Origin of the sequence: Bacteroides sp. (genome assembly GCA_036351255.1) — a bacterium.
In the GTDB taxonomy this organism is placed as follows: domain Bacteria; phylum Bacteroidota; class Bacteroidia; order Bacteroidales; family UBA7960; genus UBA7960.
Window position 1 is genome coordinate 1 of the sequence record JAZBOS010000094.1, and the last position, 18,436, is coordinate 18,436.

Annotated in this window: 16 protein-coding genes and 2 tRNA genes; 11 read left to right on the plus strand and 7 right to left on the minus strand. The window is 47.9% G+C overall.

Annotated features, from left to right (window positions below):
- Positions 1-423 (minus strand): DUF3987 domain-containing protein (locus V2I46_09145; protein MEE4177663.1); only part of this gene is annotated, 423 nt, incomplete at its 3' end.
- A gap of 913 nt (positions 424-1,336) precedes the next feature.
- On the opposite strand from V2I46_09145, the gene V2I46_09150 reads away from it, so the two are divergent.
- A complete protein-coding gene (locus V2I46_09150; GenBank protein MEE4177664.1) occupies positions 1,337-2,374 on the plus strand; it encodes a hypothetical protein in 1,038 nt (345 codons plus the stop codon).
- 96 nt (positions 2,375-2,470) lie between these two features.
- On the plus strand, positions 2,471-2,644 hold the full coding sequence (locus V2I46_09155) for a hypothetical protein (protein MEE4177665.1): 174 nt from the start codon (positions 2,471-2,473) through the stop codon (positions 2,642-2,644).
- Positions 2,645-2,753: 109 nt separating this feature from the next.
- On the opposite strand, the gene V2I46_09160 is transcribed toward V2I46_09155, so the two are convergent.
- Positions 2,754-4,106 carry an ATP-binding protein gene (locus V2I46_09160; GenBank protein ID MEE4177666.1) on the minus strand — a complete coding sequence of 451 codons (1,353 nt, stop codon included), beginning with the start codon at positions 4,104-4,106 and terminating at the stop codon, positions 2,754-2,756.
- The gene (locus V2I46_09165) at positions 4,096-5,472 is read right to left on the minus strand and encodes a sigma-54 dependent transcriptional regulator (protein MEE4177667.1); all 1,377 of its coding nucleotides are present in this window, start codon (positions 5,470-5,472) and stop codon (positions 4,096-4,098) included. The genes V2I46_09160 and V2I46_09165 overlap by 11 nt, the downstream gene beginning before the upstream one ends.
- 171 nt (positions 5,473-5,643) lie before the next feature.
- On the opposite strand from V2I46_09165, the gene V2I46_09170 reads away from it, so the two are divergent.
- Positions 5,644-5,721, plus strand: a tRNA-Val gene (locus V2I46_09170).
- A 622-nt stretch (positions 5,722-6,343) separates the two neighbouring features.
- A complete protein-coding gene (locus tag V2I46_09175) occupies positions 6,344-7,768 on the plus strand; it encodes a TolC family protein (protein ID MEE4177668.1) in 1,425 nt (474 codons plus the stop codon).
- Between the two features lies 1 nt (position 7,769).
- On the opposite strand, the gene V2I46_09180 is transcribed toward V2I46_09175, so the two are convergent.
- The 4 genes from V2I46_09180 to V2I46_09195 form a co-directional block, all read right to left on the minus strand.
- Entirely contained in the window at positions 7,770-8,546 is a 777-nt protein-coding gene (locus V2I46_09180; GenBank protein MEE4177669.1) for an alpha/beta fold hydrolase, read from the minus strand.
- 113 nt (positions 8,547-8,659) lie between these two features.
- Entirely contained in the window at positions 8,660-9,349 is a 690-nt protein-coding gene (locus V2I46_09185) for a queuosine precursor transporter (protein MEE4177670.1), read from the minus strand.
- Positions 9,350-9,460: 111 nt separating this feature from the next.
- The gene (locus V2I46_09190) at positions 9,461-10,177 is read right to left on the minus strand and encodes a pyridoxine 5'-phosphate synthase (GenBank protein ID MEE4177671.1); all 717 of its coding nucleotides are present in this window, start codon (positions 10,175-10,177) and stop codon (positions 9,461-9,463) included.
- Between the two features lie 90 nt (positions 10,178-10,267).
- Positions 10,268-10,343: transfer RNA gene (locus tag V2I46_09195), tRNA-Gly, on the minus strand.
- Positions 10,344-10,519: 176 nt separating this feature from the next.
- Here V2I46_09195 and V2I46_09200 point away from each other — a divergent pair.
- From V2I46_09200 to V2I46_09230, 7 genes are all read left to right on the plus strand, one after another.
- Positions 10,520-11,185 (plus strand): CBS domain-containing protein, encoded by a 666-nt coding sequence (locus tag V2I46_09200; protein ID MEE4177672.1) that lies wholly within the window; start codon positions 10,520-10,522, stop codon positions 11,183-11,185.
- Between the two features lie 65 nt (positions 11,186-11,250).
- On the plus strand, positions 11,251-12,675 hold the full coding sequence (locus tag V2I46_09205) for a hypothetical protein (protein ID MEE4177673.1): 1,425 nt from the start codon (positions 11,251-11,253) through the stop codon (positions 12,673-12,675).
- Positions 12,676-12,917: 242 nt separating this feature from the next.
- Positions 12,918-14,426: an MFS transporter gene (locus tag V2I46_09210; GenBank protein ID MEE4177674.1), complete on the plus strand. Its 1,509-nt coding sequence runs from the start codon at positions 12,918-12,920 to the stop codon at positions 14,424-14,426.
- A complete protein-coding gene (malQ, locus tag V2I46_09215) occupies positions 14,423-15,913 on the plus strand; it encodes a 4-alpha-glucanotransferase (GenBank protein MEE4177675.1) in 1,491 nt (496 codons plus the stop codon). Before V2I46_09210 ends, malQ begins: the two co-directional genes overlap by 4 nt.
- 39 nt (positions 15,914-15,952) lie before the next feature.
- Complete coding sequence (locus V2I46_09220) at positions 15,953-17,056, plus strand: carbohydrate kinase family protein (GenBank protein ID MEE4177676.1); 1,104 nt, start codon at positions 15,953-15,955, stop codon at positions 17,054-17,056.
- A gap of 199 nt (positions 17,057-17,255) precedes the next feature.
- Entirely contained in the window at positions 17,256-17,555 is a 300-nt protein-coding gene (locus tag V2I46_09225) for a hypothetical protein (protein ID MEE4177677.1), read from the plus strand.
- Between the two features lie 179 nt (positions 17,556-17,734).
- Positions 17,735-18,364 (plus strand): polysaccharide deacetylase family protein, encoded by a 630-nt coding sequence (locus V2I46_09230; protein MEE4177678.1) that lies wholly within the window; start codon positions 17,735-17,737, stop codon positions 18,362-18,364.
- The last annotated feature ends 72 nt before the right edge of the window (positions 18,365-18,436 follow it).

Below are 18,436 nucleotides of genomic sequence, written 5' to 3' on the forward strand. Positions count from 1 at the left end.
AAGCTTCTTGCAGAGCACCAGCCGCCCCTTGCCTGCCGCTGCCCTGGCGGTGACGAACAGGAACAGGTTGGGATACACCCTGCGGCCATCATAAATACCGTGCACCCTGCCCAGGCAGGCGCTCAGGGCGGTTATGGATCCCAGCAGCAAGAGGTCACGCTCCTCATCGCGCTCTCCCACCTCCATCACTCTTTGAAGCAAGGCAGGGAAATCCTCCATTTGGGGGACCTTATCTTTTTTGTCCTTTTTATCTTTTTTATCCTTTCTCCCAAAGGGAAAGGTGGGCATCGGGGGCTCTGAATCCTTTACCTCCTCCCATTGATTCGCAGGCGGGGTTTCCGGGTCGGGGTGATCAGCCCCGGGTTGATGAATGGCAGTAGCCAGGTCTGACCACCGCAGAAAGTCAAAAGGTTCTGTTTTCATAATGCTTGTTTTTGGTTTATGTACGCTTCGGGGTATTTGCCCCGGAAGGCGGGTTTTTCCCTTTCATTTTTCAATGACGATACAAAGCTAAAACCACATTATCAACAAATCCAAGTTTTCGTTTTATGTGCTTTATTTTGCTTTAATTTGCTAAGTAGCATTCTGGTACCTGATTAAAAAACCGTCCAAAATTCCAAGATTCCCTCATTTTTCCCGCTCCACCTCCATCCCTTTTTGAAGGGAAAAAGGGAAATCCTCCATTTTGAGAACCTTATCTTTTTTGTCCTTTTTATCCTTTTTATCCTTTCTCCCCCACGGGAAAGGAGGCCAGGCTGAATCCCCCGCTTCCTTCCCGAAAGGTTCCTTGCCCTACTCCGCAAATTCTCCTGAATGAAAAACCAATGAACGCCAATACCAATCCACCAATCCCCTGTTCCACATTTAAATAGCACAATGATGCCGCGGATGCGACGATTTTAACGAAAGATTTTAATTTTTCATTTTTACTTTTTCATTATTCATTTAACCAGGCTCGTACCACGCTCGTATGAAGCTCGTGCCATGACCTTCTGGATACGACCGGGGTGGGAGGAAGAGAGGTGAGAGGGAAGAAGTGAGTGATGAGTTGATAATGAGCAGATTAATTGGCGTGGGGCACGGGGCATGGAGCATGGGGCTAACCTGAAACCTTAAAACTTGACAACCAGCAACCTATGCCTTAAACTTTAAACCTGAAACTTTAAACCTTAAACCTTAAACCCCAAACCTTGAACCCGTTGCTTTCCCCCCGTAGAAAACACCTGTTTGGAAGCGTAACATCACTGATAAACAGGGACCCTGGGTGTTGTAATTTTATCATTGAAAAAGTATTGTAAAGAAAGCAATCACACATTTGAAATAAAAACACCACGTCATGAAAAATTTTACTCTTGCGCTTTTGCTGTCATTTTTCACTTACAGCCTCAGTGCACAGTTTACTTCGGTTGAGGGCACAGACCTCAACTGGAATGACCCCGATACATGGGTCGATGCACAGGTGCCCAACCTTGGCCCCGGTGCCCCTCAGAACCTTCGCACAATTACCATTCCCGAGGGAAGTTTTGTTTTGCTGGATGGCGACATTACCAGCCTGGCAAACCTTGAATTGTACATTGCCGGTTCGCTTTCCATAAACAACCTGACCGCCAATAACAACCTGCTGGTTGACGTGGCTGATGGGGGCGTTTTTACCGTGAAGGGCGACATAACCTATAGAAACAATACCCAGATCATTGTAAACGGCGAGCTTTTTGCCGACAGTGTGGTGGTTTCCACCAGCGGAAGCAACGCCACCGGCTGTATAGGCGGCAGCGGCAGCATCCGCTCAAACGATGAGGATGGCACTGCACCCTGGGTGCCTGAAAACATTGTGATTCCCTGCCTGGGGATGGAGAATCCCTTTCCCGTAATTGCCCTGGCCGAGCCTGGACTGGAGCATGCCGCGACAACAGATAACATAGAACTTTTCTGGACAACAGCAAAGGAAGACAATAGCGCATTCTTTACCATACAACGGAGCACAGACAATGCAAAATGGCTGCCGGTGGGCAACATCCTGGAGGCTGCCGGTGAAAGAACAGCCTATGAATTCACTGATGAATATCCTTTTGAAGGAACTTCCTGGTATCGCTTAAGGCTGACCGATATCAATGGCAAGTTCAGTTTCTCAGAAGTTGAGGAAGCATCCTGGACTGCAAAGGATTTGAATTTTAAAGTTTTGAAAGATCCCGGTACCTGGACCATCCGTTTTCCGGTCATTGGCCAGTACATCGTGGAGGCCTATACCCTTCACGGAAGGCGCATCCTGGTCGACCAGGTTGAACAAACCGTTACCATGCCCGCCCCCGATGGCGCCGTGGTGATCAGGGTGACCAACAACAAGGAACGCACCGCTTCACGTGTGGTGATGTAAGAGACTATCCCCCCCCTCCTTTTCTTCATAGTGAAAAAAGCCCTGCCTGAATTTTGGCGGGGCTTTTTTTTAATGTGCTAATGTGCTAATGTGCTGATGAGTGGATTCCGCGGATTGTTACGGATGATGGCGTGGGGCATGGTGTATGGGGCATGGAGCAAAGGGCATGGGGCATGGGGCATGGGGCATGGGGCATGGAGCATGGGGCATGGAGCATGGGGCATGGAGCATGGGGCATGGAGCAAAGGGCATGAGGCAAGGAGCACCTAACACCTGAAACCTGACACCTGGAACCTTGAATCCGCTGGCTAGCGGACAAGCTCTTAAACCTTAAACCTTAAACCTTAAACCATGAACCTTAAACCATGAACCTTAAACCCTAAAAATGCAGCGTAAAGGCGGTTTCCACTTCTGGTTTTGATTTTACGGTAATGTTGCCTTTGTGCAGGCGCATGATCTCGCGCGAAAGGCTTAAACCAATGCCACTCCCTTCTTTTTTGGAGGTGAAGAAGGGGACAAAGATCTTTTCGAGGGTATCGGGTTTGATGCCATAACCGTTGTCGGTTACTGAAACCAAAACCCGGTTAAGGCTTGAGGTACTGGCAATCATTGAAATGCGGGGATTTGGCAAATCCTTAACAGCGTGGATGGAATTGATCAGCAGGTTGATCAATACCTGCTCGATGAGGTCGGGGTCGGCCGTAAGCATCAATCCCTTTGGGATTACCTTCATTTCGTATCGGATGTCGAGCTCCTTAATCTTGGGTTGCAGCAGGTTTTCCACCCGGTCGAAGAGTTCGCGGATCTCGAAATAACGGAAGTTGGGCTTGGGAATGCGGGTGAGGTTGCGGTACACCTGCACAAAGTTAAGCAAGCCCTGGCTGCGTTTTTCAATGGTTTCGAGGGCACTCTGTGCGCTTTCCACATCCTCTTCATCGATCTCATGGCGCAGGCTCAGGGTCTCCTGGTCGATAAGCAGATCCTTGACGGTTCCCGAAAGAGAGACAATAGGGGTAATGGAGTTCATGATCTCGTGGGTAAGCACCCGGATGAGCTTTTGCCAGGAATCCATTTCCTTGGCTTCCAATTCATTGTGAATGTTTTGCATCGACACCAGCACGAAGTCATCCCCGCGCATCCTGAACTCGGTGGCTCGTATGGACAGTTGCATCAGCTCGTTCTCGTAGAAGACTTTGAGCAGTTCGCTGTCGCCCGCCTTGATGGTTTTAAGCAATTCGGCCAGACCCTTGTCGATCTTCTCTATTTCATCGATGTAGCGCAGGTTGTTGATCCGGAACATCCGCTTCAGGGCGTTATTGACCATATCGACCTTGCCATCCCTGCGGAAAACGAGGATGCCAATACTGACATGCTGCACCACGGTTTGAAGGTAATTGAAGTGCTCCTCCTTGGCGGCGCGTGTCTTTCGGAATTCCTCGATGACCTCGTTGAAAGCCTTGTTCAGGTCATCGAAGCTGCTTCCAAGCCCCTGGTCGGAAAAGGAGGATACAAAGTCGCTGTGGCGGATGGACTCAAGGAAAACGGTGAGTTTTTTGTTGGTGCGCTCCACATATTTCACCAGGTCGATGATTTGCCCAAGGATGATGAGGACCAGGATGCTGGTGCTGATGATCAGCTCAGGCTTCCTGAAAATATGAACCAGCAATATGACTGAGGCCACAATGAGCAGTACCCTGACCACCACATTGAGCCGGAAGTTTTTAAATTTCATACTTTTCGATGCGTCGGTAAAGGGAAGCCCTGGTGATGCCCAGTTCTTTGGCAGCTTTGCTGATGTTGCCGCCATGCTTGTCGATGACCTTACGGATCAGCATTTTTTCTGTTGCTTCGAGGTTGGTGTCAACCACGGTGTTCTCCTGGTCTGAGCGATCTTGTGTGGAGAGGAAGAAGTCGTTGGGCTGCAGCACATTGGATTCACTCATGATCACAGCTCTTTCAACGGCGTGCTGGAGCTCGCGGATGTTTCCAGGCCAGTTGTGTTTCTCCAGGCGCTTCAGGGTAGAGGCGTGGAGGCGTTTGGCCGGCATTTTGTATTTCTTGCAATAGATCTCCAGGAAGTGGTCTACCAGCAGGGGGATGTCTTCCACCCGTTCGCGCAGGGGTGGCAGGTGAATCTCGACGGTGTTGATGCGGTAGAGCAGGTCCTGGCGAAACTTGCCTTCTTCAACCATTTGATAGAGTGGCATATTGGTGGCACACACCAGGCGCACGTCAATGGGAATCTCTTTCACAGAGCCCAGGCGAACCACTTTTCGGTTCTGCAGCACGCTGAGCAGTTTCGACTGCAGGGGGTAAGTCAGGTTGCCGATCTCATCAAGGAAGATGGTTCCCTTGTTAGCTGCCTCAAAGCGACCGGCACGATCGTCTTTGGCATCCGTAAAGGCGCCTTTCTTGTATCCGAAGAGTTCGCTTTCGAAGAGGCTTTCACTGATGGCACCGAGGTCGACGCTGATGAAGACCTCGTCCTTGCGGGCCGAGGCGCGGTGAACGGCGCGGGCGATGACTTCTTTACCCGTCCCGTTCTCGCCCAGGATCAGGATGTTGGCATCCGTAACGGCCACCTTTTGCACCGTGGCCAGCACCGACATCATCCCTTTTGACCGTCCAACGATATGGCTGTAAGGTTGGTCACCCTGTTCCAGTAGGAACTTCTGCTTGGAACGCAGGTCCTGCAGTTCTTTTTTTGAACGATGGACTTCGAGGGTGGTGTTCACGGTGGCCAGCAGCTTTTTATTGTCCCAGGGCTTCAGGAGGAAATTGGTAGCCCCTTCCTTGATGCCCTGCACTGCAAGCTCAATGTCTCCATAAGCGGTGATCAGGATGACTGCTATGGCGGGATCGGTTTCCAGGATCTTGTTGAGCCAGTAGAACCCTTCCTTTCCGCTGGTGGCATCGCGCGAAAAGTTCATATCGAGCAGGATAAGATCGTAGGTCTCGTTTTTCAACAAGAGTGGAATGTTATTGGGATCTTTATCCGTATGCACTGTTTTGATATGTTGCTTCAGGAAAAGTTTGGCTGCCAGCAACACATCCTCGTCGTCGTCGATAATGAGGATCTTGGAATCAAGTTTCGTCATGGTTGGGATAATTTAGGCGCTAAGATAAGAAAAAACCGGTTTTATTGAAAAGCATCTCATGCAATAATAAAGGTAGTGGCGTTATTTCTTGAGAAACAGGAATTTGCAAAGTTTTTTTAAAAAAACTGTCAGGCGAATAAAAATTTACTTACTTTTGCAATCTCTAATTCAGGGCGATTAGCTCAGCTGGTTTAGAGCATCTGCCTTACAAGCAGAGGGTCGGCGGTTCGAATCCGTCATCGCCCACCAGGCCGCTTCCTCAGGAGCGGCTTTTTTTTGTCCATACCACACAACTTCGGTTCCCCACCCCTGGGCGTTTCCCTTTTTACATGCTGAAGTCACCTGCATTAAAGTGAACAGACTCACTCCAGGCTTATTTCCGAGTCCGAGATCAAAAGAAATTAACACGTAGTTAACACGTAGTTTAAACGTGCAAAAACGTTTATGATACGTCTGAACTACGTTTAAACTACGTCTGAACTACGACCCAGGACCTGCCCTGCAAGGGTTTCAGATATCTCATACAGCTAAAAGGGTTTGCTGACGAAAGATAGGAGATACTTTTGCGTAATTATTTTGAAAAAGGAAGTGGGAATGAATGGACATTCCAGGTGATTGCCTGTCTGCGTAATAGAAACCCAAAACTGTCCGCCAGCGAACGCCGGGTGTTTTATTCTGAACACCTTTTTCGGCCTTCCCTTTTCCCCGAAAGGGGAATAACATTCACCCTTACAGCCATTTATGATTAATGGCATATTTATGGATATACCTTTGCCGTAAGTTTATTGGTTAACAGGTTAATTGGTTCAAAGGTAAGGGTTGGTTCGCCGGCCTTTACCTTTCTTCCAGAAAACCGGAAAACAAACTGGCTATGCGCAAAGCTTTTCTTTTTCTTGCCTTTCTGGGAATTATTTGCGGGTTGGCTTCATCCGCCCGGGGACAAGCGGTCTGGACTCTTGACCGCTGCCTGGACTATGCCCTGAAGCATAACCTGGATATTCAACTGCAGATGCTTGCCGAACGGGAAGCAGAAGTGGATGTGAAACAGGGCTTTGGGAACCTGCTCCCCACCCTTGGCGCCTATTCACAGCAGGGGTATAATTATGGCCGGACGGTTGACCGCTTTACCAATGAGTTTGTCACAGAAAGGGTGTTTTTACATAACCTCTATGCAGGCAGCGATGTTATTCTCTTTTCAGGATTTCAGAATATCAACCAGATTCGTTACTACAATGCCAGTCGCAGTGCCCTTCGGTATGATACTGAAAAAATGAAAAACGACCTGGTGCTTGCCATTGCGGGGGCTTATCTTCAGATTCTTTATCATCACGATATGCTTGAAGTAGCCCAGGCCCAGCTGGAGGTGGTGACCCAGCAGCTTGAACGCACGCAGGTCCTGTTTGAAGGGGGCAAGCTTGCCCAGGGTGCCCTTCTGGAGATGGAGGCTCAATTGGCAAGAGAACGGATGGGGCTTCAGCAGGCAAAGAATAACCTGAAGCTTTCGGAACTGGAGATGATCCACCTATTGCAACTGGACCCTGGGGAGGGGTTTGTGGTGGAACGGCTCGCCCTTGATGTGGATCATGCACATATGCTTTTCGATCCCTCACAGGTTTATAACAAGGCACTGGGGCATGAACCTTCGGTACAGGCAGCAGCCGAGCGTATTGAGATGGCTGGCAACAACCTGGCCATTGCCCGCGGAGGGTATAGCCCGAGGCTGATCATGAGCGCTAACCTGGGAACGGGTTATTCAGGGGCTGCACTCAGCCTGGTGGATATGATTGAGACCGGGACCTACCAAACCATAGGCTTTACGGAATCGAATGAACCGGTTTACCAGGAGATTAAACAACCCGTTTATGAAAAGAAACCCTATCGCGACCAGTTGCGCGACAACTATAACACCCAGTTCAGCCTGGGTTTAAGCATCCCCATCCTGAATCATTTTCAGACGCGCAACCGGGTGAGCCGTGCCCGCATACAATTGGAAGGCGCCCGCGTGCAGCTTGAGCAGGCCAAGTACAGGCTTCATCAGACGGTTCAGAAGGCACATGCTGATGCTTTGGCCGCATACGAAAATTACCTGGCAAACGAGAAATCACTCGAAGCTTTTGAGCAGGCTTTCCGGTATTCGGAACAAAGGTTCAGCCTGGGAGTGGTAAGCAGCATTGAATACAATGAAGCCCGCACCAACCTGGCACAGGCAAGGGCTGAGGCCATTCAGTCGAAATACCAGTACATCTATATGCTGAAAATCCTTGAGTTTTATCGGGGTGAAGGCTTCAGCCTTTAATTCAGAATGAAGACTTCAGGAATTGGCGGATGGCTTCCATGAAGTCATCCGGGTTGTCGGCATGCAGCCAGTGTGTCCCATCGGAAATGGTCTCAAAAACAGCATTGGGAAACATTTTCCTGATAAGATCAACATCCTGCTCGCGGATGTAATCTGATTTTTCGCCTCGCAGGAAAAGGGTGGGTTTTTCAAAGGAACCCGAAGGATTGATCTCACGAAATACCTCGTCCAGGTTATCGCGAATCACCTCAAGATTTAACCGCCACCCCAGGCTCGAGCGATCTTTCCAGTAGAGGTTCTTAAGAAGAAATTGCCTGAGGCGATACGAGGGCACTTTATCTTCCAGGGCATTTGCTACCTGCACCCTGCTGTCGTATCCCGAGAGGTCAAGGCTGAGCATGATGTCGATCAGGTTTTGGTGCTGATCATTGCTGGTGCGGGCTGCCGGACTGATGTCTGCTACGATGAGGCGGTCGACTCGTTCGGGGTGGTCAAAGGCAAATTGCATTACGGTTTTGCCGCCCATGGAATGACCCAGCAGATGTGCTTTTTCAATTTCTTGCTGATCGAGAAATTCAAGCAGGTCGTCACTCATGGCTTCATAGCTGAAAACCGGGCTGTGCCCCGAACGGCCATGATTTCGCTGGTCAGCAATGAACACGTGATATTCCTTCCCCAGCTCAGAGGCAATGGAAATAAAATTATCAGACATGCCAAACAGGCCGTGTAAAATGACCAGGGGCTTTCCTGAACCGATTTCTTTGTAATGCAGATTCATACAGAGATTCTTGATTAATGCCTTGTGAATACCCAAAACAGGCCATACCGTTCCTGAAAAGGAATATTGTTTCTCCTTAAAAAACCCCTTTTAGTTTCGCACAAAATCCTATTTTAAAAGGGAATTTCAGCACCGTGTCCTTTTAGTCCGAAATGCCTGCGCAGTCCGTAAACCAGGGCATAGGCAAAGGGCGTGTCGAGCAGGGCGAATATCACTTTGAACAGAAACCCATTGACGATTAACGGGACAAAAAGGGACCATTCGATGACTCCAAAGATACAAAGCAATGAAATAATGATAAAGGTATCCACAAATTGGCTTGCAAAGGTTGAGAAATTGTTTCTCAGCCAAAGGTGTTTTCCTTTGGTTACCCGCTTCCAGAAATGGAAGATCTGCACATCGAGGAATTGAGCCAGGAGATAAGCTGCCAGGGAGGCGCCCACGGCAATATAGGTATAGCTGAAGGCCTTGTTATATTCCTCATTGCTGAGCGGTGACCAGTCGGTGGCCCTTGCCTGGGAGGTGATGATAATGATTAGCAATGCAAAAGCGCTGGCAAACACACCGGCCACTACCACCCGGTGCGCCCTGCGCTGGCCAAAGACTTCCGAAATGACATCGGTGATCAGGAAGGTGACAGGATAGGCTATGATCCCAACACTTAATTGGAACTCATACAAGCCAAAGGGATTCCAGGTAAAGAATTTCTGGAAGATCAGGTTGCTGGTGACCAGTGAAGTAATGAAAAGCCCTGAAAGGATCAGATAAAGGACTTCGGCCTGTTCGCGCTGTCGGGTGGTCATTGGGCGGGTGCTTTTAAATAAAAAACATAACAAGCATCCTGAAGAATTGTTGAAACGCCGCCCGCCTGTTTGGAATGAAAGAACACAAATCCCGGTTAATCGGGAAGACCCTTAAACTTCAAGTTGACGGAGATAAAGCTGAATGGTGTTTTCCAGGCCAAAGTATAAGGCATCGGAGATCAGCGCGTGTCCAATGGAAACCTCAAGCAAATGGGGAATGTGCTGTGCAAAGTATTTCAGGTTTTCAAGGCTTAGATCGTGGCCTGCATTAATGGCCAAGCCTGCTTTATTAGCGGCCTCGGCAGCCTTAACGAAAGGCGCGATGGCGGCCTCGCGGTTAAGGGGATAGTTGGCGGCATAAGGTTCTGTGTACAACTCCACCCGGTCGGTGCCACTATCAGCTGCCCGGAAGATCATTTCTTCATCGGTTTCAATAAAAATGGAGGTACGCACCCCGTAGCCCTGGATCTCGGCGATGATATCTTTCAGGAAGTCAGCGTGCTTGATGGTGTTCCATCCTGCATTGGAGGTCAGGGCATTGGGCGGATCGGGCACCAGGGTGGCCTGGGCCGGCCTGATCTCAGCGATGAGTTGCAGGAATTTCTTAGAGGGATAACCTTCAATGTTAAACTCCGTTTTGACAACAGGTTTCAGGTCGTAAACATCGCGGTAGCGGATGTGACGCTCGTCGGGACGGGGGTGGACGGTAATGCCCTGGGCCCCGTAACGTTCACAGTCGATGGCGGCTTTCACCAGGTCGGGGACATTGCCACCGCGGGCATTGCGCAGGGTGGCAATTTTGTTGATGTTAACACTTAAACGGGTCATGGCTGAAAATTTAAACCGCAAGGGCACCGTTGTAGCTATCCTCGCTGCCCGGAGCCATTGCGGCTGTGAATGTTGTATGGCAAGAAAACCTGGAGCGGAAAACGGGACTCGAACCCGCGACCCTCAGCTTGGGAAGCTGATGCTCTACCAACTGAGCTATTCCCGCCATTCGAAAGCAAAAAAGACCATGGCTTTTTTGAACTATTCAAAATTAATATAAAACCTTGAAAAAAAACCGTTATTCATTTATCCCGTGGGGATTTTTTTGAATTTTGTTATTTTTCCTGCCGGAAGGGATAAAAGGAAAATATTATTTAACTTCACAACGAATAATACAATACGATGCTGGCAAAAGACCTGTTGAGTGATCTGGTAATTCCACTTAAAACCTCAGACGAAGCGGCAAGTGCGCTGGCCTGGATGGATGAGTTGCGGATTTCGCATATGCCCATAGTGAACAACGAAAAATTCCTGGGGCTGGTATCAGAGGCGGATATCCTGAACCTGAACGCCCTGGATGAACCCCTGGGCAACCACAAGCTTTCCCTGACCCGCCCCTATGTGCTTCATTATCAGCATTTTTATGATGTTATCCGCTTAATTGCCACCCAGAAACTGAGCCTTGTGCCGGTGCTTGATCCCAAGGAAAACTACCTTGGCTGCATTACTTTAAGCCGGGTAGTAGAGGAAATGGCCAATATTTCCTCGGTGGAACAACCCGGGGGTATCATTGTTCTGGAGGTGAACGACCACGATTATTCGCTTTCAGAGATAGCACGTATTGTTGAGAGCAACGACGCAAAAGTCCTGAGCTCTTATGTCAATTCCTTTCCTGAGAGTACCCGCCTGGAAGTGACAATAAAGGTGAACAGGATTGACCTCTCATCCATCCTTCAGACTTTTAACCGATACAATTATAGTATTCTGGCTTCATTTTCAGAAGAAAGTAAATTTGGTGAATTATTAAACGACCGGTTCGAGTCGCTGATGAATTATCTGAACATATAAGTTTTCCGGTCGCAATGTGGATTTCTCCCAGGTTTCGTTTCTGTCTTTTTTTTATTCTTTTGCAGTTGGGTTCGACTTTGCTTTCGGGGCAATCGAGGGTTGACTCTGTATTTGCGCGACTTCGATCTGAGCCTTCCATACCCGTTTACGAAGATGGTTCTTCGCCCAGGGTGGTGGTGACAGACATTGATATGGAAGGCAATAAAATTACCCGTTTTGGGATCATCACCCGTGAAATGGTATTCAATGCAGGGGATACCTTATCGCTTTTAAACCTGGTTCAGGCCATGGAAGAGAGCCGGGAAAACATTCTGAATACTGCCCTTTTCAATTTCGTGGAGATGGATCTGGATCTTTCAGCCTTTCCATTGGTAAAAGTCAATATTCTTCTTGTTGAAAGATGGTATCTCTGGCCTTTTCCGATCCTGGAGCTGGGCGACCGAAACATCAATGAATGGCTTGACGACCCTGGTCTCTCGCGGATGAACTATGGGTCCTACCTTGTTTGGGAGAATTTCCGGGGCAGGCGCGAAAGCATAAAATTGTTAATGAAAACCGGCTACCGTCATTTATACACCCTGGGTTATACCAAACCTTATTTCAATGCCGCAAAAACTTTGGGCTGGGCCATGGAAGGCGGTATTTCGCAAAGCCGTGAACTGGCTTATATGACCAGGGAAAACCGTCAGCAGTTTGTGAAACTGTCGGACGATTTTGTGTTCAGAAAATGGTATTTTCAGGCGGGGATCGATTACAGACCAGCCATTCGCAACATCCATTCTTTCCGACTGGGTTATAATTCTTTTTCTTTTGCCGACACCCTGCTTACGCTTAATCCCCGATTTAGCCCGGGTGGGGCTCCTGATATTCATTTTTTCAGTTTCTCCTGGGAGTTTAAGAATGACTTCAGAGATTTGAAGGCCTACCCGCTTCATGGACATTATTTTGATGTCAAGGTCTTGCGCAATGGCTTTGGCTTGCTAAAAGAAGAAGAGATGGACCTGACAACCGTTCAGTCATCCTATCGTAAGTTTTGGGAACTGGGGCCCCGTTGGTATTTTGCTGCGGGTGCAAATGCAAAGGTCAGTCAAGGCATCACGGATGTGTATTTCAATCAGCAAGGGCTAGGGTTTTTGGGCGATCTCGTCAGGGGATATGAGAATTATGTGATTGACGGACAGCATTTCCTGGTTGGAAAATCTAACCTGAAATTTGCACTGGTACCTCAACGAACGGGACGCATTGGTTTTATTCCATGGGAACACTTTGGATTGATTCACTATGCCTTTTATCTTAATTTATTTGCCGATTTGGGCTACGTTTCAGATAAGCACTTTTTTGAAGGCAATTCTTTGACCAATACCTGGCTTGGGGGTACAGGCATCGGCCTGGATTTTGTCACTTATTACGACAAGGTTTTTCGCACCGAATTTTCCATTAACCGAAAGGGTGAGGCTGGGCTGTTCTTTCATGTCATTGCCCCGATATAATTCGTTGATGCTTAAAGCCAAAAACAGACAGGGTGTTCCCTGAAAAAAAGAAAAAAACATTTATCTTTAAGCCTTTTTTAAGGCAAACCCACATTGGAACTTTGTCATCTCCTTTGTTTTAGCCCATTGGCTTTTGCCTAGGTGTTTCGGGTTTTCTCCTTGCATTATTATAATATGAGTTCTTTTCAATCATTTATTGCATGAATAAGCACCCTCGATTAAGTTTTTGGCAAATCTGGAACATGAGTTTCGGATTTCTGGGCATCCAGTTTGGTTTTGCCCTTCAGAATGCCAACGTAAGCCGCATTTTTGAAACCCTTGGGGCTGACGTTGGGAGTATCCCTATCCTATGGATTGCAGCCCCGGTAACAGGGTTAATCGTTCAGCCCATCATCGGTCATATGAGCGACAACACCTGGAATCGCCTGGGCAGACGCAGGCCTTATTTTCTTTTTGGTGCTATCATGGCATCCATTGCACTGTTGATAATGCCCAACAGCCCGATGCTTTGGGTTGCAGCAGGAATGCTATGGATCATGGATGCCTCTATCAACATCTCCATGGAGCCTTTTAGAGCCTTTGTGGGCGATATGCTTCCTCCTGAACAGCGCACCAAAGGCTTTGCCATGCAGAGCTTCTTTATCGGTATTGGTGCCGTGGTGGCCAGCGCATTACCCTACATCCTCACCAACTGGCTCAATGTGCCCAATGTGGCAGCCGAAGGACAGATCCCCCTGTCGGTGAAATACTCCTTTTACATTGGTGCTGCTGCCTTTTTTACTGCTGTCTTGTGGACAGTGCTTACCACTAAAGAGTACAGCCCCGAACAACTGGCCAGTTTTGAAGCCGGCAAAAGTGATGAGGAACGGTTAAAACAGCACGAACGTGATATGCTGCTTCCGGCTGAACGATTTTTGAAAAGTGCACCCTTTTGGATTATCTTGGGTTTGCTGTTTTCTGTGTTGGTTTATCTTTTTAAACTGGAAGGCGAGCTATACATCCTAACCGTTGGAATTACGCTCTTTGGCTTGATTCAGTTAGTGACCGGGCGCATGATAAGGTCGGGTAAGCCTGGCAACGGATTTGTGGTAGTAATCAACGACTTGTTCAGAATGCCTAAAACCATGGGACAACTTGCCGTGGTACAGTTCTTTTCCTGGTTCGCCTTGTTTTCGCTTTGGATCTATACAACGGCTGCCGTTACCTCTCACGTATATGGTACCAGTGACCCTACCACAGAGCTATACAACAAGGGCGCCGACTGGGTGGGAATCATGTTTGCCGTATACAACGGTTTTGCGGCCCTGGTGGCTTTCCTGCTTCCTGTTCTGGCCAAATGGACCAACCGCAGGGTCACCCATAGTATCGCACTGGTTGCTGGTGGTATTGGATTGATTTCAATTTATTTTGTTAAAGACCCCAATATGCTAATATTGTCAATGCTTGGTGTAGGCTTGGCTTGGTCGAGTATCCTCTCCATGCCTTATGCCATCCTGACCGGATCGCTTCCTGCGCACAAAATGGGCACCTATATGGGCATCTTTAACTTCTTTATTGTCATCCCTCAAATTCTTGCAGCAACCATCCTGGGTTTTTTTGTTACAAAGATTGCTGGAGGTCATGCCATTTGGGCACTGGTTCTCGGTGGCATATCCTTTTTTATTGCAGCCGTTGTTGTGATGTTTGTGCAGGATGAAGACGAAAAAATCATTAAACAACAAGAATCCACGCTAACTCATTCAGAATTATGAAAAACGAACGTTCAAGCGGAGTTTTATTGCATATCACTTCCCTGCCGGGTCCTTACGGCATAGGCACCATGGGCCGCGAAGCCTTTGAATTTGTTGATTTCCTGGTGGCCTCAGGGCAAAAGATTTGGCAGATCCTGCCTTTGGGTCACACTGGTTACGGTGACTCGCCCTATCAGTGCTTCTCAGCTTTTGCCGGAAACCCCCTGCTGATCAATCTGGATAAATTGCTGAAAGAAGAACTCCTGGAGGAAAATGACCTCCCCCACGATCTTTCCTTTCATGATAATGCCGTGGATTTTGGCCAGGTATTTACTTACAAATTTCCGTTGCTGCGAAAAGCCTATGAGCGCTTTAAGGCAAACAACCACATCGTCAGGCAAATGCAGTTTGAGAATTTTGTCAGAAAAACTGAATTTTGGCTTGAGGATTACGCTTTCTTTATGGCCCTGAAAAACCACTTTGGGGGTAAAGCCTGGTCAGAATGGGATATGCAGGTAAAGACCCGCAATCCTGAAACCCTGAATCGCTATCGTGAACAGCTGTCGGACGACATAGGTTTTTACCGTTTTCTGCAATTTGTGTTTTACAGGCAATGGCAGGAACTGAAAGCATATGCCAACCTGAATGACATCAAGATCATTGGCGACATCCCATTGTACGTGGCTGCTGACAGCGCTGATGCATGGTCCAACTCCGAAATCTTTCATTTTGATGAGAAACTGGACCCTGTTGCCGTGGCGGGCGTACCCCCCGATTACTTCAGCGTCACCGGGCAACTATGGGGTAATCCCATTTACAAATGGGAGGTGCTCCAGGAAGATGGTTTTTCCTGGTGGATTGAACGGGTAAAGGCCAACCTGGTGCTTTATGATATCATCCGCATCGACCATTTTCGGGGACTGGCTGCCTATTGGGAAGTGCCTTTCGGTGAGAAAACCGCCATCAAGGGCGAATGGGTCAATGCCCCCGGGCAGGAATTGCTCGAAGCGCTTTACGAGGCCCTGGGCGACCTCCCCATCATTGCTGAGGACCTGGGGGTTATCACACCCGATGTGGTGGAACTGCGCGATAGCTTTGAGTTGCCCGGCATGAAGATCCTTCAGTTTGCCTTCGATTCAGGCGAAGAAAACGACTTTATGCCACATACCTATGATAAGAATTGCGTGGTTTACACTGGCACCCATGATAACGATACCACCCTTGGGCAGTTTAAATCAGTTCGGGATTCGGATCGCTTGTTTATGAAGGAATATTTTGGCGTGGATGAGCGTGATCCTGCTTGGTCGTTTATCAAACTGGCCTGGAGCACTGTGGCCAATATGGCCATCACGCCCCTTCAGGACTTGCTCAGGTTGGATACCGATGCCCGGATGAATTTCCCAGGTAAAGCTTCAGGCTATTGGAGGTGGCGCTATAGCAAGGATATGCTTAAACCTTCACACGCCGAAGAATTGCTGAAGATTACCCGGCTCTATGGTCGCCGGTAAATGACATTGATTCCCCTGAAACCGTTAAAAGGAATGGATATGAAGCAAGTTGAGATTGTACAAAAAACTTATGAGCGCCTGGAAAAATGGGAAAAGAAGGATCACATCCTGGTGGGTTTTGACGGATTTGTGGATGAGATCATTCATGTTGTAGACAAGCGAAAGAATCCTTTAGAATATCAGCGTATCAAGGATATCAAGGCCTTTTCTGAAAGGATAGCTTCCGTTGCAGGTTTAAGTGCTAATATTGAATTGGTGCCCACCCAGACCAAGCTGGGCGGTAATGGCCCCATCATGGCCAATGCCCTGATCGCACAAGGGCAGGAGGTGACCTATATCGGTGCCCTTGGAAAACATTTTATTCACCCGGTATTCCGAGAATTTGCTGACCGTTGCCGACAGGTGGTCTCCCTTACTGACCCCGGTTATACCGATGCCCTCGAATTTTTTGACGGGAAGATCATGCTGGGGAAAATGAATAACCTGGTGGAGGTAAGCTATGAAAGCCTGCTGGATAAGATGCCTGAAAAACAGATTGCAGAATTGCTCAGCGATGTTCAGATGGTGGCTTTTACCAACTGGACCATGCTTTCCAACCTGAATACCATCCTGGAGTCCTTTGGCAGTCTGATGAAAAAGCAATCCGTAAAACCAAAGGTGTTTATCGATCTGGCTGACCCCAAGAAACGGACAACAGAGGACATCCGGAATGTTTTGAAAATTATTTCCGGCCTCCCCTGCGAAACGGTGTTAAGTATGAACCTGAGCGAATCGACCATTATCAGCCTTGTATTGGGGATCAAAGAGGAAGAGATCCTCTCCCGGGCTGTGCAGATCAGAAACAAGATGGATGTCGCAGGTATTGTGATCCATCCGGTAAACGGGGCGGCTGTGGCCATGAAGGATGAAAGCATATGGATTGAAGGCCCCTATACCCCAAAACCCAAACTTACCACAGGTGCAGGTGATAACTTCAATGCCGGCTTTTGTAATGCCTGGCTGGGCGGTTTTAATCCCGGACAATGCCTGGCACTCGGCGTGTGTACTTCTGGGTTTTATGTGAGAAACGGAAAGTCACCCTCCAGGGCTGAATTGCTGAAATTCATAAAAAAGTGGACAGACCTTAACTGTGGTCCGATATAAATCTCCTTTCCCTTAAAAATACTGTCCGCTTGCGAACAACCCTATTCGCAAGCGGACATTTTTTTTGTCCGCTTTTGGATTAAATTTTATTTTTAATTTTATAAAACACTAATAAAGAGCAAATTATAATCTTTGGCACGCCGTTGGATAATACAATGACGAAAACAAACAAAAAGCAAACAATAAAAAATTTAAAAAAATGAAAACTAAACTTATAATCTCCGCCACTTTGATTTTTGCTGCTTCTTTTATGGCTAATGCAAGCGCACCCAAAAGAATGCTAACCGTTTACGATCAGCTGGGACGAAAACTCTCGATGCCAGTGAAGGTTGAAGAAGCCGCCGATACCTTCCCGTTCGACCAGCAAGCTGAATTTAAAAGCTTCCGTGCAACTGAAGTGAGCCGCATCTTTGACCTCTCTGAAATTACCAAGCCCGAAGTCGAAGATACCGATATCCCCGTTGATCTGGAAAGCATTTTTAAGGAAGCCACCAAATAAAACATAAAAGAGAACCAACCTGAAAACAAGTAACAACCAGTAATCTTCCCTCTAATTCTCTTTCATTGTTTTGGTTTTGGGTCCCTGCGGAAGCAGGGACTTTTTTTTTATTTTGCTCCCGGGCGTTCTGGCCAAATGTGCTAATTTTACAGGCTTAAAACCCCTCCAAGCTTAAGGTCTTGAATTATCTCTATGCCCCTCCATATTGCCTGAGAATTGCAACAAAAAAGAGTCTTTGCTGGAAGATTTCCACAGAGGAAAAGAAAATTTTCCTGACCTTCGATGATGGCCCTACTCCGGAGGTTACTGATAAAATCCTGAAGATTCTTAGGGACCACCAAGCCAAAGCCACTTTTTTTATCCTGGGGAAAAACGCCCAGGATAATCCCCGCCTGATTGAAGCGATTCATACAGGAGGCCATACCCTGGGAAGTCATGGCTGGGATCATCTGAACGGCTGGAAGACCCCTCTCGACCTTTATGCAGAGAATGCCGGAAGGTTTCCCATGCCTCATAAAGAGCCCTTGTTCCGTCCTCCCTATGGCTGTATCACACCCGCGCAGATCCGTGACTTAAGGAAACGAGGCTTTAAAATTGTCATGTGGTCTGTGCTTAGCCGAGATTATGAACCCAGCCTTGATCAGGAAAAGGCTTTTAATAAGATAGTGTCACTAACTCGCAAGGGTAGCATTCTGGTTTTTCACGACTCGGTAAAGGCTGCCTCCAACTGCCTCGCCCTCCTTCCTCGTGTGCTTGAGCATTTTGCTGCCAGGGGTTTTGCTTTTGAAGCCATGGCAAGCGGGGCATAATCTCTTGCATAAGGTCATCAAAATAATGATATTTTTGTAGAACCGAAATTTTCTTCAGGAACCCTTATTTGC